Origin of the sequence: Brevibacillus sp. FSL K6-0770, assembly GCF_038000275.1 — a bacterium.
GTDB classification, from domain to species: Bacteria; Bacillota; Bacilli; order Brevibacillales; family Brevibacillaceae; genus Brevibacillus; species Brevibacillus parabrevis.
Genome location: NZ_JBBOBQ010000001.1, coordinates 5,978,034 through 5,994,475, shown reverse-complemented (window position 1 = coordinate 5,994,475; position 16,442 = coordinate 5,978,034). Strand labels below are relative to the sequence as shown.

General features: G+C 49.2%; 19 protein-coding genes. 15 read left to right on the top strand and 4 right to left on the bottom strand.

The features are described 5' to 3' along the window. The first annotated feature begins 18 nt into the window (after positions 1-18). Both NST23_RS28305 and NST23_RS28300 read left to right on the top strand, forming a co-directional pair. A complete protein-coding gene (locus NST23_RS28305; RefSeq protein WP_122962238.1) occupies positions 19-729 on the top strand; it encodes a DUF554 domain-containing protein in 711 nt (236 codons plus the stop codon). Between the two features lie 303 nt (positions 730-1,032). Then, positions 1,033-1,932, top strand: coding sequence for a diacylglycerol/lipid kinase family protein (locus NST23_RS28300; RefSeq protein ID WP_122962239.1), 900 nt, complete (start codon positions 1,033-1,035; stop codon positions 1,930-1,932). Positions 1,933-2,012: 80 nt separating this feature from the next. Here NST23_RS28300 and yyaC read toward each other — a convergent pair whose 3' ends face one another. Beyond that, a complete protein-coding gene (gene yyaC / locus NST23_RS28295; RefSeq protein ID WP_122962240.1) occupies positions 2,013-2,618 on the bottom strand; it encodes a spore protease YyaC in 606 nt (201 codons plus the stop codon). Between the two features lie 214 nt (positions 2,619-2,832). On the opposite strand from yyaC, the gene NST23_RS28290 reads away from it, so the two are divergent. The 4 genes from NST23_RS28290 to NST23_RS28275 all read left to right on the top strand — a co-directional run bounded on the left by NST23_RS28290 (position 2,833) and on the right by NST23_RS28275 (position 5,115). Next, on the top strand, positions 2,833-3,114 hold the full coding sequence (locus NST23_RS28290; protein ID WP_122962241.1) for a DUF3343 domain-containing protein: 282 nt from the start codon (positions 2,833-2,835) through the stop codon (positions 3,112-3,114). Beyond that, entirely contained in the window at positions 3,111-3,992 is an 882-nt protein-coding gene (locus NST23_RS28285) for a mechanosensitive ion channel family protein (protein WP_173597198.1), read from the top strand. The genes NST23_RS28290 and NST23_RS28285 overlap by 4 nt, the downstream gene beginning before the upstream one ends. A gap of 19 nt (positions 3,993-4,011) precedes the next feature. Continuing rightward, positions 4,012-4,224, top strand: coding sequence for a DUF951 domain-containing protein (locus tag NST23_RS28280; RefSeq protein ID WP_063231675.1), 213 nt, complete (start codon positions 4,012-4,014; stop codon positions 4,222-4,224). 114 nt (positions 4,225-4,338) lie between these two features. Further along, positions 4,339-5,115, top strand: coding sequence for an Ig-like domain-containing protein (locus NST23_RS28275; RefSeq protein WP_280648778.1), 777 nt, complete (start codon positions 4,339-4,341; stop codon positions 5,113-5,115). A 226-nt stretch (positions 5,116-5,341) separates the two neighbouring features. Here the strand turns inward: NST23_RS28275 and NST23_RS28270 are convergent, their stop codons facing one another. After that, positions 5,342-5,428, bottom strand: coding sequence for a YjcZ family sporulation protein (locus NST23_RS28270; protein WP_016739383.1), 87 nt, complete (start codon positions 5,426-5,428; stop codon positions 5,342-5,344). 361 nt (positions 5,429-5,789) lie between these two features. On the opposite strand from NST23_RS28270, the gene pepF reads away from it, so the two are divergent. Further along, entirely contained in the window at positions 5,790-7,700 is a 1,911-nt protein-coding gene (gene pepF / locus NST23_RS28265; RefSeq protein WP_122962397.1) for an oligoendopeptidase F, read from the top strand. Positions 7,701-7,915: 215 nt separating this feature from the next. Here pepF and NST23_RS28260 read toward each other — a convergent pair whose 3' ends face one another. Both NST23_RS28260 and NST23_RS28255 read right to left on the bottom strand, forming a co-directional pair. Then, a complete protein-coding gene (locus NST23_RS28260) occupies positions 7,916-8,200 on the bottom strand; it encodes a hypothetical protein (protein ID WP_340965148.1) in 285 nt (94 codons plus the stop codon). A gap of 160 nt (positions 8,201-8,360) precedes the next feature. After that, positions 8,361-8,984 (bottom strand): NAD(P)-dependent oxidoreductase, encoded by a 624-nt coding sequence (locus NST23_RS28255; protein ID WP_340965145.1) that lies wholly within the window; start codon positions 8,982-8,984, stop codon positions 8,361-8,363. 231 nt (positions 8,985-9,215) lie between these two features. Here NST23_RS28255 and ychF point away from each other — a divergent pair, with 231 nt between their 5' ends. The 8 genes from ychF (at position 9,216) to dnaB (ending at position 16,304) form a co-directional block, all read left to right on the top strand. Then, entirely contained in the window at positions 9,216-10,316 is a 1,101-nt protein-coding gene (gene ychF, locus NST23_RS28250) for a redox-regulated ATPase YchF (RefSeq protein WP_122962245.1), read from the top strand. A 140-nt stretch (positions 10,317-10,456) separates the two neighbouring features. After that, entirely contained in the window at positions 10,457-10,744 is a 288-nt protein-coding gene (gene rpsF / locus NST23_RS28245; protein WP_047070274.1) for a 30S ribosomal protein S6, read from the top strand. A gap of 29 nt (positions 10,745-10,773) precedes the next feature. Next, positions 10,774-11,253 carry a single-stranded DNA-binding protein gene (locus tag NST23_RS28240; RefSeq protein WP_063231668.1) on the top strand — a complete coding sequence of 160 codons (480 nt, stop codon included), beginning with the start codon at positions 10,774-10,776 and terminating at the stop codon, positions 11,251-11,253. A 41-nt stretch (positions 11,254-11,294) separates the two neighbouring features. Next, entirely contained in the window at positions 11,295-11,525 is a 231-nt protein-coding gene (gene rpsR, locus NST23_RS28235) for a 30S ribosomal protein S18 (RefSeq protein ID WP_005831740.1), read from the top strand. 84 nt (positions 11,526-11,609) lie between these two features. Further along, on the top strand, positions 11,610-12,518 hold the full coding sequence (locus NST23_RS28230) for a DUF2232 domain-containing protein (RefSeq protein WP_122962246.1): 909 nt from the start codon (positions 11,610-11,612) through the stop codon (positions 12,516-12,518). A 4-nt stretch (positions 12,519-12,522) separates the two neighbouring features. After that, a complete protein-coding gene (locus NST23_RS28225; protein WP_063231664.1) occupies positions 12,523-14,460 on the top strand; it encodes a DHH family phosphoesterase in 1,938 nt (645 codons plus the stop codon). A gap of 26 nt (positions 14,461-14,486) precedes the next feature. Then, the gene (gene rplI / locus NST23_RS28220; RefSeq protein ID WP_122962248.1) at positions 14,487-14,930 is read left to right on the top strand and encodes a 50S ribosomal protein L9; all 444 of its coding nucleotides are present in this window, start codon (positions 14,487-14,489) and stop codon (positions 14,928-14,930) included. A 24-nt stretch (positions 14,931-14,954) separates the two neighbouring features. After that, positions 14,955-16,304 carry a replicative DNA helicase gene (gene dnaB, locus NST23_RS28215; RefSeq protein ID WP_122962249.1) on the top strand — a complete coding sequence of 450 codons (1,350 nt, stop codon included), beginning with the start codon at positions 14,955-14,957 and terminating at the stop codon, positions 16,302-16,304. The last annotated feature ends 138 nt before the right edge of the window (positions 16,305-16,442 follow it).

Genomic DNA, 16,442 nt, shown 5'->3' with positions numbered 1-16,442 from the left:
CTATAGGGGGACACAATCGTGATCTTGTTAGGCACCCTGGTAAACGCTGGCGCGATCATCGTAGGAGCCTTGTTGGGCAGGCTTCTGACGAAAATTCCTGATTCGATACGACATACCGTCATGCAGGGCATCGGTCTTGCTGTCATGATTTTGGGAGTCAAGATGAGTCTTGGATCAGGGAATTTTTTGTTGGTGATCGTCAGTATTGTGTTGGGGGCAATCGTAGGAGAATTGATTGGGATTGAAAAAGGCTTGAATCATCTGGGGCATTGGCTGGAACGAAAGGTTGGCGGAGGTCAGGGAAGTATTGCCACAGGCTTTGTAACAGCGACTTTGGTCTATTGCATCGGTGCGATGGCTGTGCTCGGAGCCATGGACAGCGGATTGCGGAACAACCATGATATTTTGTTCACCAAAGCACTTTTGGACGGTTTTTCCGCCATCATTTTCACTTCGACACTAGGAATTGGCGTCATGTTTTCGGCTGTGCCTGTATTTGTGTACCAAGGTTTGCTTACCTTGCTCTCAACGCAAATCTACAACTTTGTGAGCCAGACGATGCTCGATGCGATGTTGGCAGAAGTAACGGCAGTAGGCGGCTTGATGATTATCGCTATCGGGATTAACATTTTGGAGATTAAAAAGATCAATGTGGCGAATATGCTGCCAGCGTTGTTGATTGCGGCTCTCGGGGTTCCTTTTAGCGAATGGTTGTCCAAGTTTTTATAAGAGAGTGGAAAAAGATTCTTCCTGAACGGGAGAATCTTTTTTTTGTAGGCAAAATCAGCTTTGCATATGGGACTGAGGCAGTCAAACAGTGGGGTGGGCGCGGACCTGCTGGTACGGGCAACAAAAAGCAAAGGAACAAATGCCGATAATAAAAGAGTCGATGAAATACTGGCAAGCGCACTGCCAAAAATGCTAAGAAGCTTGCAAGGGCCGGCATGACATAAAAAACCGCTATCATCAAAAGAAAATGTCGTGCGATAATGACGAGTAGAACAGAAAGTGCGTTATGGGGAGAGAAAGTCAATGGTAGGTTTTATCGTCAATCCTGTGGCGGGTAATGGCAAAGGGAAGAGAATCTGGGAGAGGATAGAGCCTGCTGTAAGTGGTCTGGGAGCTGTTTTTGTCGTCAGGGAGACATCTGGTGACGGGTCAGCTGAAAAACTGGCAAAAGAGATGATTGAAAAAGAGGGAGTAAATAAAATCATTGCCGTAGGGGGAGATGGAACCGTTCACGGTGTATTGAACGGAATCTATCAATCGGGCCAGTCATGCAAGTTTGGCTTGGTGCCGGCGGGGTCAGGAAATGATTTTGCCAGAGCGCACGGGATTGCCACAAATCCTGTCGTGGCAGTAGAGCGGGTTTTGTCAGAGACAGCGGAAAAACGAATTGATTTGATGTGGATGAACGGGCGTGTTGCGGCAAATTCGATTGGTGCCGGATTTGATGCGCAGGTAGCAAGAGCGACTGATCAGGCAAAATACAAGGCATGGTTGAATCGGTGGCGATTGGGCGGTTTGGCGTATGTGATTTCCGTGTTGCGTGAACTGCGCAAATTCCAGCGCAGCAATCTCGTCATGCAAGTGGATGGACAAGTCATCAAGATGGAGGCAGCATGGCTCGTAACAGCTGCCAATATTCCGAATTACGGCGGGGGAATGAAAATTTGTCCCATGGCTGTAGCAAACGATGGTTGGGCCGATATTTGCGTCGTCAGCAATGCGAGCTGTGGGGAACTGTTGCGCGCCTTTGCGAAAATTTATTTTGGCTCTCATATTCATCATCCGAAAGTTTCATTTTATCGAGGGCGCCAGATCACGATTGAGACCGTTAGACCGTATTTGGTTCATGCAGATGGAGAGTTGGTTGGTGAAACGCCGATCGAGATGAAAATGCTGCCGGATCAGCAAGCGATTTTTGTATAAAAAAGGGACCTGTCATCCACATGGGAGTAAGACAGGCCAAAGCAATACGTATAGATGTTGAAAAGGTCGAGGGAAGATGGTCAGTCGTGCAAAACACTATCCAAACGGTTCGGCGAAGCAGCCATTGAAGTGGCTTTGGCCAAACCAGAAGCAATAATCTCTGCCATGTTCATGACGACGGCAAGACGGGTGTTTTGGAGAACGAAATACTCCATGAAGCCGCCGACATTGACGATTCCCGTGATATGGAACGTACCGACAGGCGGCAGCTCCTTTTTAACCCCAGCGCCAGGCTTTAGAGGCCCGCTGATGACGTTGATGTTGCCTACGTGGCTGAATTGGCCGAGACAGGCATCGACGGCAATCAGGGTAGATCTGGGGTGAGTTTCTTGGATGGAATCGAGCTTTTCTTTGAGATTCATCGCATGCACCGGATCGTCCAGCGTGCCGTAAATTTGCAAATGGCTTGGTGCGGCCGCTTGCAGTTTGGTTCCGACAAGAGGACCGAGTGCGTCACCCGTGGACCGATCTGTTCCAATACATACAATCACAATGTCTTCTTCATACGGTTTTAAGCGAAAGCGCTGCGCAAGGTGTCTAGCCAGATGATCCTCTGCGTTTTCACTGCGGTATTCCACTTTAAAAGGTGGCAAAGAACAGTTTTTGAGATTTTCAAATGTACTCATGGCTACCCCCACTCTTGCGGTCTTGGCTTAAAAGTTATAGAAGAGTATTCACAGTATAGTACCGATCCGTCATTTTTATACCTGCTAATGAGAAGGTTGTGTAGGTTTTGAAAAGTCAGGGAAGCTGGCAAGCGGGATTTTGAACAGGTAAAATAAGAAGTGCACGAAGGAAAAGCTTTGCCAATAAGAAAGCAAAAATCCGGGAGGGAGATGGATGGAAGGAGAGACTGTACTGATTGCGTTTGATTCCACGCAGCAAGCTTTACGTGCAGAGATGCTGCTGGAGTACGAAGATATTGATATTGACACAAGACCGACGCCAAAAGAGATAACAGCCGGCTGTGCCCTTTCCATTGAATTTCCTCTGCCTGATTACTCTCGTGCCAAAACGGTCATGGAAGAGCAGCAAGTAGTCATCCGGGGATACTTTCGCCAGTTCCTGGGCAAGTACCAGGAAGTCGACGAAAACGGCAACCAGAAGGAGAGGGCAGAATGAATACAGAAAGCTTTTTTGAAAAAATATACGGTGAAATTTACAACTACGTAGCAGATGCAAACATGTGGGTAGGTATAGGGATGACGCTGCTGAAAATCGTTGGAATCATCATCGCATCGCGAATTGTGGTGTCGCTGGTGCAAACAGCAGTCAATCGCGTTTTCCAGCATCGTCAGGGAGCCAAGATACACCTGGATCAGCGCCGCGTCGATACGATGCGCGTGCTCGTCAACAACATCGTCCAGTACACGCTGTACTTCCTGGCGATTTTGATGATTTTGCAGCTGGTCGGCATCGATTTGAAGCCTGTTTTGGTGAGCGCAGGGGTGTTGGGGCTGGCAGTCGGTTTCGGGGCACAAAGTCTTGTCCGTGATATCATCACCGGGTTCTTCATTATTTTTGAAGACCAGTTCGCGGTTGGCGATGTCGTAACGATCAATAACATGACAGGTACTGTACAGGAAATCGGCTTGCGAATTACCCGTGTGCGCAGCTGGACTGGAGAGGTTCATATTTTTCCGAACGGCACGATCACGCAAGTAACCAACTTTTCGCTGCAAAATACGTTGGCTGTCGTGGATGTTTCGGTAGCGTATGAGGAGAATCTGGGTCAGGTGGAAGAAGTTTTGAAGGAAGTGCTGGCAAAAGCGCAAACCGAGCTGGACGATATCGTGGCAGAACCGCAAATTCTCGGAGTGCATGCATTGGGGCCGTCTGAGGTCGTTATGCGCGTGACAGCCGAGTGCAAGCCGAATACCCACCACGGCGTCAACCGCAATCTGCGCGCCATGATCCGCACCGAGTTTACCAAGCGCGGCATCCAGATTCCGTATCCAAAAATCGTTGCGATGTCGGGTAAGGCACAGGGGCAAGCATAGAGCAGAGAGGAGAAGAGAGATGGAAAGGAAGCAATTTGGACTGGGGGACGTTGTACAAATGAAAAAGCCGCATCCATGCGGCACAAATGCGTGGAAGGTCATACGCATGGGGATGGACGTACGAATCAAATGCACGGGATGCGACCATAGCGTAATGATTGGGCGGCTGGAGTTCGAGCGCAAACTGAAAAAAATATTGGTTCGCGCAGAGGAAGAAGCGCAGGAGCAATAGCATTGGCGATAGCGAAAAACTTTTGAAGGACCTGTCTGTCTTTTTCTACAATGCCCGTAAACGGTGATGACGGCCAAAAGCAGCTGCACCGTTCAAACGGGAGGGATTTTTGCGATGGATGTCAGACGGTTTTGGATGCAATGGGTAGTGATGCTGGGGATTTTGCTGGTGTTTTCACATTCAGCTGCGGCGAAGGAGCCGAGCAGCTGGAAAGTGAACATCTTGCCCGAGGACAAAGCGGTCGGAGTCGCTGTGGATGATGTGATCACGATGACTTTTTCCGGGGCGATCCAGTTGAAAAATTCTCGGGACATCACTGACAAGTCGTGGTTGTCGCTCGTCCAACTGGTGGATGAGAAGAAAAAGAAGGTGGCTTTCGCAGCCGAGTGGAACGATTCAGCGAAAAGCCTCGTGATCGATCCTGTGGGCAATCTGGAAGCGGGGAAGACGTATCGCGTCACCCTTTTGGCGAAGAGGCTGAAGGATGCGCGAGGAGAGCTGAACCCTGAGCTTTCCGTTGCTTTTGCGACAAAGGCTCCCGTGGATAACATTGCGCCACAGGCGGTGATTTTGCCAGGACATGGAGCCAAACAGGTGAAAAGCGGTGAGAAGGTGACGCTTCAGTTTGCCGAAGAGGTGGCATTGGTGAGCGGAGAGACGCTATCCAGCAAAACGGCGGGCAAATTGGTGCGAGTGACAGATGAACAAGGCAGGGCTGTCCCGCATACGGTCACCTGGAACAAAAGCAAGCGGACACTGACGGTCAAGCCAAAAGGAAAATGGCAGCCGCACACGAGCTATCATGTTCATCTCGTTGGCGGGCTGCTGCAAGATCGTGCGGGCAATGCGAATAACTCACAATCGTCCAGTTTCACGAGTGGCGCGAAGTAGTGAAAACGGACTGTGGATAAGCAGAAAAAAAGGATGCAGCCTTATGACGAGGCGCATCCTTTTTCCTTTTGTACGATCAGATGTATCTCCCGGTGATTGTACGAAGGTTATGACTGATCATTGTTTATCGGCTGCATAGCCTGCTAATGATCTATGTGGAATGGGGAAGGTAAGATGCACTCTTGTGCAAGCTTACCTTCAGATAGGCCGGATGGCAGCGGGAAGCTTAGTTGCAGTCACAACCTACGATTACGAGGAGAATGAAGAGAACCAAGATCAGCGCGAAATCGTCAAAGCCGTTAAAGATACCCACTTGCTAACACCTCCTACCCTAGTTTCAATACTCATGCTATGTAGGAACATGAAAATGGGTATGGGCGAATGCCCTGGTTCCGACGAAAATAAGTTATCCACACTGTATCCACAGAAAATGTGGACAACTTTTTGTCGAAAAAAGTAGAAAAAAATGGCGAGTTGAAAGCGGAGTAGCTGTGGATAGGTAGTTATCCACAATCTTATCCACAAAACTGAATTTTCTCTGGATAAATTGACTGTTGTTAATAAATATTTAAAATATTTTTATTAATAAGAAGGAGTTTCAAGGTGGAATAACGTAATTACTCTAACTAGAAATTGGAAAAGCTATATAGAGAAGGAAAAGGGGCGATTTGGATTTGAAAAAGCAAGTATTTGCATCTGTTACTGCATTGGCCATTGCACTTTCAACTGTGTCGGTACCATTCATTCCGTACAGCACACCGGCAGTCGCTTTTGCTGCTGAAAAACCAAATTATCAGACTCGCGCAGACATTCCCGATGAGTACAAGTGGAAATTGAATCATATTTACCCAACCGTGCAGGATTGGGAAAAGGACGTAGCCAAGGTGGAAGCTTTGGCGAATGCATTTACCAAGCATCAAGGCAAGCTGGGAACATCTTCGGCAGCCATGCTTGCGGCTTTTGATGATTACGTGGAGATGATGAGGCTCAATGACAAGGCGTATGTGTATGCCAACATGTCTCTCGACGTAAACTCGGCAAATGCTGATTTGCAGAAGCTGGGAGACCGTGCTGAAAAAATGTACACGCTTGTCTCGGAAAAAACCGCGTGGGTGCAGCCAGAAATCGTTGCGATCCCGGATGAGAAAATCAAAAGCCTGCTCGCTGACAAGTCGCTTGCGCCGTACAAGCTGTTCATTGAAGACATGCTCCGCACCAAGCCATACTCGTTGTCCAAGGAGATGGAGGAGCTGCTGGCGAAGTCTTCGCCGCTCGGCAATGCGCCGACCAACATTTACAGCATGTTGTCCAAAGACGTGAAGTTCCCGAAAATCAAGGATGAAAAAGGCAAAGAAGTCCAGCTTACGCGGGCCAACTTTATCTCGTATATGGAGAGCAAGGACCAACGCGTGAGAAGAGATGCGTTCAAGGCGTACTACAGTGCCCTGATTGACTTCCAGGATTCTTTTGCACAGACATTGGCGGCAAAAGTGAAAGGCGACAACTTCTACGCGCAAGCACGCAAGTACAACTCTGCGCTGGAAGCAAGCCTGACGCCGAACAACATTCCGACCAAAGTATACGATGAGCTGATCGATACCGTTAACGACAACTTGCCGCTGTTGCATCGCTACATTGCATTGAAGAAAAAAATGCTCGGAGTGAAAGAGCTGCACATGTACGACATCTATGTGCCGATCGTGCCATCCGACGACAAATATATTTCCTTCGAGGAAGGGAAGAAAATTGTCACCGACGGTTTGAAGGCTATGGGCGACGAGTACGTGAAAGTGCTGTCTGACGGACTCAACGGAGGCTGGGTAGACGTTTATTCGACGGACGACAAACGCACAGGCGCTTACCAGTGGGGAGCGTATGACACGCATCCGTACGTGCTTTTGAATCATCAGGGCACGCTTGATGACGTATACACAATCGCTCACGAAATGGGTCACGCGATGCAGTCGTACTACACGAACAAAAATCAGTCGTACATTTCGTCCAACTATCCGACCTTCACGGCGGAAGTGGCTTCGACAATGAATGAGACATTGCTGTTCAAGAGCATGTACGCGCAGGCGAAGACGAAAGAAGAGAAGATGTATCTTCTGAACCACTATCTGGAGAACTTCCGCTCGACCTTGTTCCGCCAAACGCAGTTCGCCGAGTTTGAAAAAGCGATCCACGACAAGGAACAGGCAGGAGAATCTCTCAACGCCGAGGCGATCAAAAAAATCTACCTCGACATCAACAAAAAATACTACGGCAAGGACATGGTTTCCGATGAGGAAATCGGCATGGAGTGGGCGCGCGTATCCCATTTCTACAACTATAAATATTACGTATACCAATACTCTACGAGCTTTGCGGCATCCCAGGCGCTGGCGAAGCAAATCATCGACGAAGGACAGCCAGCCGTTGACCGCATCCGCAAAAACTTCCTGGAAGCAGGCAACTCGGCACCTCCGATCGAAGTGCTGAAAGCGGCAGGGGTAGATATGTCTACATCCAAGCCGATCGAGCAAGCCATGGAAATTTTCGAAGAAACATTGATAGAGCTGGAGAAATTGGTGAACGAGAAGTAAAATCGTGTAAAAACAAAGCAAAGGCTCCCTGCTGGTTGATGGCAGGGAGCTTTTTGTTGATGATGAGTTTTCGCCAGAGAGTAGACGTTCTGCGTTAAGACAACATCACGGTAACTTTGACAGACGTTTAGCGTTTAATGATGAACTTGCAAAAATCAATGACATGCAAAAAAATCCAGAAACAGCCATAAGCGTATTGTATTCATGGTAACTGTTCATGAAAGACTGGACCATAGAAAAGCCCCATAGAAAAGCCCCATAGAAAAGCCCCATAGGAAAGCGGGGAAAACAAGAAAATAAAACAATTCAGTGCTGGACGAAAGTTTAACATAGAGCAGGACTGTGATTGTGGAAATGAGTAATGTCAGAATCATATTCTGCATTTCAGCGGAAGAAATGGACATTGGAATATCACTGGAAAGCATCATCTTATACAGCCAGAGAACAACGAACCAAACAGCAATGACAGCGTTAGCACAATACATCAAAAGCTTTTTCATCATGCTCCCTCCAGATAAAGCCAGACCGTAAGTCTGAGGAATAGGCTAATCGTTATAACGGGAAAAAAAGGAAAAGGTTTCAATGAATATGTGGTGCGTCATTGCAGTATCAGACATGCTCCTTGTTCACTAAATGGCAGCTTCCCAGCCAAAACAACACCTAATAAGCAATCCCCACCCGCATCCGCAAATAATCCAAACTGTCGAGCTGCTTGTACGCAAACTCGGCTGTATCGGGAACGGAAATTTGCATGCCGTCTACAGGCAGGTGGTGCGCTTCCACCCGATAGTTGCCTGTATAGCTGCCATCTGGCAAGTAAGTCGGGCAAACAATCGTCCAGTCCAGCCCGGATTGCGCAAGCAGCAAGTATGCCTTGTGGTGTTCTTCGGCGGCGCGGGTCAGTTTTTGCCGGGATTCACTCGATTGGTAGCGCAGCAGTTCAGGGGAGACCCGGCTTTGCAAAATTCCTGCCGTACCTACCGTGACAATCCGGCTGACGCCTTCCTGCTTCATGGCATCCAGGATGAAAGGCATGCTGTCGGTGAGAGTTGTGGTTCCGTCCGTACCGAGAGCGCTAATGACTGCACTGGCTCCCGACATGGCCTGCTTGACATCGTTTTCGTTGCAAACGTTTCCGGCAAGTACGCGCACAGTTTGGGGCAAATCGTGAGGGAGTTTGTCTACAGAGCGAACCAAAACGGTCACTTCATGGCCGTCTTTCAATGCATGCTGCAAAACATGGCTGCCGACGCGTCCTGTTGCGCCGAGAAGCAGAAGCTTCATTATGTATCCACCTCATTAACGTGTGATCGGGTCAAGTGCTTTTTGTAAAGTCTAGCATGTCTTTTTTTGTCCCACCAGCTTCAGCTATCGTAGAGCTTGAAAGGAGGGAGGATTTCACGCAAGCTGCTTCCAGACAGGGTCTAAAGTTGCCACAAGGAGACAATTGTATTCTTAAAACCAAATCTATATACTTAAAAGGATGTTAGGATGATGACAAGGGAGTGTATATAGATGGGTGCATCTTGCGGGATTGTTGGTCTCCCCAACGTAGGGAAATCGACACTGTTTAATGCCATTACACAAGCGGGCGCTGAGTCGGCGAACTACCCGTTCTGTACGATTGACCCGAACGTGGGGATCGTAGAAGTTCCAGATCCGCGTCTGACCAAGCTGACCGAGATCGTGGTTCCGAATAAAGTCGTTCCGACTGCATTTGAGTTCGTGGACATTGCCGGTCTGGTAAAAGGCGCGAGCAAAGGCGAAGGACTCGGCAACCAGTTTCTCGGACACATCCGTGAAGTAGATGCGATCGCACACGTGGTTCGCTGCTTCGAGGATGAAAATATTACGCACGTGGCAGGCCGTGTCGATCCCCTGAGCGATATCGAGACGATCAATCTGGAACTGATTTTTGCCGATCTGGACTCCGTTGACCGTCGGATCGACCGCATCGCGCGCAAGGTGAAATCCGGTGACAAAGAATCGAAGCAAGAACTGGACGTGCTGGAAAAGCTGAAGGCTGCTTTCGAAGAAGGTCAGTCTGCACGCAGCGTAGAGCTTGACGATGAAGAGCGCAAATGGATTCGCGACCTGCACCTTTTGACAATCAAGCCGATGCTGTACGTGTGCAACGTAGCGGAAGACGGCATCAACGACGCAGACACCAATCCGCATGTGCAAGCGGTTCGCGAGCATGCGGCAAATGAAGGGGCAGAAGTAGTTGTCATCAGTGCCAAAGTCGAGGCGGAAATCGCCGAGCTGGAAGGCGAAGACAAAGAAATGTTCCTGGAGGAGCTTGGTTTGGCTGAGTCCGGTCTGGACCGTTTGATTCGCGCTGCCTACAAGCTGCTCGGTTTGGTTACCTATTTTACCGCAGGGGTACAGGAAGTTCGCGCATGGACCATTCGCCAGGGCACAAAAGCTCCAGGAGCGGCTGGCGTAATTCATACCGATTTCGAGCGCGGCTTTATTCGCGCAGAAGTGATTGCCTACAACGATCTGGTAGATGCTGGTTCGGTTGCGGCAGCGAGAGAGCGCGGAAAGTACCGTCTTGAAGGGAAAGAGTACGTTGTTGCCGATGGAGATGTCATGCATTTCCGCTTTAATGTTTAGTACGAAATAGTTGATTCGCCATAGGCATTTTGCTATAATACGATAATGCGAGTATTTATGGAGTGCATGTTATGCGTTTCGTTTTAGCACTCGCTCCTTGCCCGAACAGGGCCGCAAAGTCCATAAGGAGGTGAAAAGGTATGCGTCAATACGAAGTTATGTATGTATTGCGTCCAGACCTTGAAGAAGAGAAAGTAAAATCCAATGTAGCTCGTTACAGCGAAGTTGTGACTAACTACGGTGGCGAAATCTCTAAGCTTCAAGAAATGGGTAAACGTCGTCTTGCGTACGAGATCAATAAGTTCCGTGAAGGTTACTACGTTCTGATGAACTTCAAAGCGAACTCCGATGCTGTTGCGGAAGCAGAGCGTTTGATGAAAATCAACGACGACGTAATCCGCTTCATGTTTGTTCGTGATGAGAAGTAATCATTGTCGCGGTCAGAGGGGGAACCAAGATGAATAAAGTTATTCTCATCGGCAACCTGACGAAAGATCCTGAACTTCGCTACACGCCAAATGGCGTTGCCGTTGCTACTTTTACCGTGGCTATCAATCGTCCTCGCACTAACCAGGCGGGTGAGAGAGAAGCCGATTTCATTAATATTGTCGCTTGGCAAAAACTTGCCGATCTTTGTGCAAGCTACTTGCGCAAAGGAAGACAAGCTGCCATCGAAGGGCGCCTTCAGACGCGTTCCTACGATAATAAAGAAGGAAAACGCGTATACGTAACGGAAGTCGTTGCTGAAAACGTTCAATTTTTGGGCGGACGAGGCAATGAAGGCGGCGGAGATAACGCAGGATACGATCCAGGACCGGGCTTTGGTGGCGGTAACAAGCCATCCGGTCAGAGAAACAATGACTTTGATCCGTTTGGTGATCCCTTCGCGAGTGCAGGCAAGCCGATCAACATCTCTGATGATGACTTGCCGTTCTAAGAATCGTACAACTGTCACATTCCTAAGAAGGAGGGACTATCATGGCACGCAAAGGACGTCCTAATAAGCGTCGTAAAGTATGCTTCTTTAAAGTGAACAAAATCAAGCACATCGATTATAAAGATGTAGACTTGCTCAAAAAATTCATCAGCGAACGCGGCAAAATCTTGCCACGTCGTGTAACTGGTACTTCTGCGAAGTATCAACGTGCTCTGACAATCGCGATCAAACGCGCTCGTCAAGTAGCATTGCTGCCTTACACGGCTGAATAATTTACACAAGTGATAAAAAGGGGGACACAATTGCGTGGCCCTCTTTTTTCCATATTTTTTGCTAATCTCAAACGAGGTGCTGACATGCCTTCCAAAACAAAGCAATTGGCTGAAAATGCCCTGATGCTGGGTATTGCACTGGTGCTGTTGTTCCTCAGTACATATACCGTGCTGGGATCACTGGTCAGTTTCCTTTTGCCGCTGCCTTTTATTTTTCTGGCCGTAAGCCGGAGCGTGTCCAACATGGTGTGGATTTCAGTCGTATACACCTTCCTAGGGTGGATTCTCGCAGGGCCGATTGCCGCCACGATCGCATTGATGGGCGCGGTCTGGGGTTCTGCCATGGGGATTGTTTATGCGAAAAGAGGAAAGGCGCTTCCTGCGATTGTGGCCGGAGCGGCGGTTGTTTTCCTCAGTACCGTTTTTGGACTGGCTTTTATGGCGTACGGGATGAACTTCAGCTTTCAGAACATGCTGGAAGAAACCGCCCGCATGCGCCCTTCCTTTGTGACCAAGGAACAGTTTGATCAGATGCTGGCTTTGGTCAAGATGGTGTTGCCTACGAGCATCGTGATGTTCAGCTTTATTTCCAGCGCCATTACCCATGGTCTGGCTGGCCTGATTGGAAGACGGATCAAAAAGCCGATTCCGCTGCTCAAGCCGATCCGGGAGTGGAGCTTCCCGAGATCTTTGATGTACTACTATTTTATCGCGATGATCAGTATTCTGGTCTTCGGCGCCAGTATGCAGGGAACGTTCTGGGAAACAGCAATCATGAACGTAAAAGTCATGCTGGATGCGATTTTTACGCTTCAAGGCTTGAGCTTCTGCCTGTTTGCCGCGTACTTGTACGGGTGGAAGAGATTGACTCCAGTGCTTGTTGTCTGTCTATTTATTTTTCCGTTCTTAAGCACTATACTTAGTCTGGTAGGGATATTTGACTTAGGGCTTCGTTTGCGTGAAAAACTGGAAACAAGAGTGAAGAGGGGCTGAGGAAATGCCCAAATTCCTGTTAAAGCGTTGGTACGGGATGCATATGGTCCTGGCACTCAGCTTTAGCTTGCTGTTGTTGGGGATTTTGACCCTGCACCATTGGATGTACGGGGCGATCGGCATTATCTGCTTGATTGGCCTGATTCTATACGCCCTTCAAGCGGAAAAAGGATTCCAGCGGGACTTGCGCCTGTATTTGGCGACGGTTACACACCGGGTGAAAAAGGCCGGAGAAGGCGTTATTCAGGAGCTGCCGATCGGAATACTCCTATACAACGAGGAAAAGGCAATCGAGTGGGTCAACCCGTTCATGACACATATGTCCGGGGATGAGTCGATGATCGGGAAAAGCCTTCAAGAGGTATTTCCCCAACTCGTGTGGAAGCCGGAACAAAAACGGCTGGAATTTACTTATAATGAGCGGGTATACGAGGTCATGGTTCGGTCCGATGAGCGTCTTTTGTATTTCAAGGACATTACGGACTTTAAAGAATTAACGACGCGTTACCATCGAGAAAAGGCTGCTCTGGCGATTATTCACCTCGACAATCTGGACGAGGTTGGACAAGTCATGGACGATCAGAGCCGCACGCTTCTGTCGACGAGTGTGGCTGGCGTGATTACAGAGTGGGCCAACAAACATGGCATATACCTTCGCCGAATCACGGCTGACAAATTTTTGGCGCTGATGGAACGGGAAGCACTTGATAAATTAGAAGAAACACGTTTTGACATTCTCGATGTGGTGCGGGAAATGACAGCCGACAACAAAATTCCGATTACGCTCAGTATCGGGGTGGGAGCGGCTGCAACTACGTACATCGAGCTGGGGCAAATGGCCCAATCGAGCTTGGATATTGCCCTTGGCCGCGGAGGAGACCAGTGCGCGATCAAGATTGGCAACAAGCTCACCTTCTACGGAGGAAAATCGAATGCCGTGGAAAAACGGACGCGCGTTCGCGCACGGGTGATTGCCCATGCGTTGCGTGATTTGATCCACGAGGCTGAGCATGTGATCGTAATGGGCCACAAGCAGCCGGACATGGATTCCATCGGTGCTTCTCTCGGTGTGCTGAAGGCTGTGCAATTGCACAACAAGGCAGCTTATATCGTCATGGATGAAGGCAACAATTCTGTAGAACGACTGATGCGGGAGATTTACGCCAATGAAGAATTGGCAGAAACATTCATCACTCCGGAGCAGGCGATCAGACTGGTAACGGGCAGAACGCTGCTCGTGGTTGTCGATACGCATCGTCCGTCTTTGGTCATTGAGCCGAAACTGCTTGGTGAGACAAGCCGGATCGTCGTCATTGACCACCATCGACGTTCGGAAGAGTTTATCGAGCCGGTTCTTCTGTACCTTGAACCGTATGCTTCTTCGACATCAGAGTTGGTTACGGAGCTTTTGCAATACCAGAGCGAGCGCTTGAATATTGACAATCTGATCGCTACGGCACTGCTGGCAGGGATCGTCGTCGATACGAAAAGCTTTGCCTTCCGTACGGGTTCGCGTACTTTTGAAGCAGCGTCTTTCCTGAGACGGAACGGTGCCGATACGGCTGCTGTTCAACGTTTGCTGAAGGAAGATTTGAGCCAGTACGTGAAACGGGCTCGCATCATTATGAATACAGAGACCTACAGAGACAACATGGCGATTGCCATGGGTGATCCTGCCGAGAACTATACGCAAGTCCAGGTCGCACAGGCAGCGGAACAGCTGCTCACACTTTCTGGCATCCAGGCATCTTTTGTCGTTGCCGAGCGAGGCGATGATACGATTGTCATTAGCGGTCGTTCTTTGGGCGACATCAATGTACAGTCGATCATGGAGCTGCTTGGCGGGGGCGGACACCTGACAGGGGCCGCCACCCAAATCCAGGGCATTTCCGTCAAGGAAGCGACCCGACGTTTGAAAGAAGCGATTGATTCGGTCGTGTAGGCCAATATGAAAAGGGGGAAACGATGATGAGAGTCATTTTTCTTCAAGATGTAAAAGGCCAAGGTAAAAAAGGCGAAATTAAAGATTTGTCTGAAGGCTACGTACGCAACTTCCTGCTGCCGCGCAAACTGGCAAAGGAAGCGACAGATAGCAACGTGAAAACATTGGACGCTCAAAAGCGCAGCGAAGAGAAGCGTAAGGAGCAGGAAAAGCTGGAAGCGCAAGAGCTTGGCGTGAAGCTGGGCGAGCTGACAGTGAAAGTAGCAGGAAAAGCTGGCGAGGGTGGACGACTGTTCGGAGCGATTTCCAGCAAGCAAGTCGCACAAGCGCTGGAAGAGCAGTTCAAAATCAAGCTGGACAAACGCAAGCTGGAGATGGATGCGATCCGTTCCCTTGGCGTAACCCAAATCAAAGTGAAGCTGCACAATGAAGTAACGGCGACACTCAAAGTTCACGTGGTGGAAGAATAATGACGCAAACTTGGAGGGTGTGACGTGAGCGACCTGTTTTTGGATCGTGTCCCGCCGCAAAACAAGGAAGCGGAACAATCGGTACTCGGTGCCGTGTTCTTGTCTAAGGAAGCTTTAATCACGGCTATCGAGATTCTCCGTCCGGAGGATTTTTATAAGACAGCGCATCAGCGTATTTTTCAAACGATGGTGGACCTGTACGAGAAGGGCGAGCCAGTCGACCTGGTTACCGTAACCGCAGATTTGCAGGACCACAAGCTGTTGGACGAAGTTGGCGGCGTAACGTATTTGACGGAAATCGCCAGTTCCGTTCCGACAGCAGCGAATATCGAATACTATGCCAAAATCGTTGAAGAAAAAGCTTTGCTGAGACGATTGATTCATACGGCAACCAAGATCGCCAACGACGGCTACTCCCGCGAAGACGATGTAACAGAGATCATCGCGGATGCCGAGAAGTACATCATGGAAATCGGGCAAAATCGCAACAGTGGCGGTTTTACACCCATTCGTGATGCCCTGTTGGAAACGTATGAGCGGATCGAGTTTTTGAGTCAACGCCGCGGAGACATTACGGGTATTCCATCGGGATACACCGATTTGGATAAAATGACCGCAGGATTTCAGCGCAGCGACCTGATCATTTTGGCGGCGCGTCCTTCTGTAGGGAAAACGGCTTTTGCCTTGAATGTCGCACAAAATGTAGCTGCACGAGCTGGAGAGACAGTCGCCATCTTCTCGCTGGAGATGGGTGCTTCCCAGCTGGTACAGCGTATGATCTGTGCGGAGGGCAATCTGGACGCTTCGCGCATGCGTTCCGGGACGTTGGAGGAAGATGATTGGCAGAAGCTGACGATGGCGATCGGGACACTGGCGAAAGCGCCGATTTTTATCGACGATACGCCAGGGGTAACCGTTCAGGACATCCGGGCAAAATGCCGCCGTCTGCAAGCAGAGCGCGGCCTCGGCATGATTCTCATCGACTACTTGCAGCTGATTCATGGCCGAGGCAAAGGCGACAACCGTCAGCAGGAAGTATCGGAGATTTCCCGTACGCTCAAAGGGATTGCCCGTGAGCTGAATGTGCCCGTGATCGCCCTGTCTCAGCTCAGCCGTGGTGTAGAGCAACGGCAGGACAAGCGTCCGATGATGTCTGACATTCGTGAGTCCGGTTCGATTGAGCAGGACGCCGACATCGTAGCGTTTCTGTACCGTGATGACTACTACGACAAGGAATCAGAAAACAAAAACGTGATTGAAGTCATCATTGCCAAACAGCGTAACGGCCCTACCGGAACAGTTGAGTTGGCGTTCCTCAAAGAATTTAACAAATTCGTCAGCCTGGATCAGCGCTTCCGAAACCAGGCAGGGTAATAGAAGAAAGAGAAAAACCGAAGCCGGAGTAAATTCCGGCTTTTTTTCTTGGCCAAAAAGATTGACAAGGCCAAGTTTTCTAAATTGAATTGCCGAACATATAATCTTTCCACTATTTAAATGTTCGTATTTTCCGTT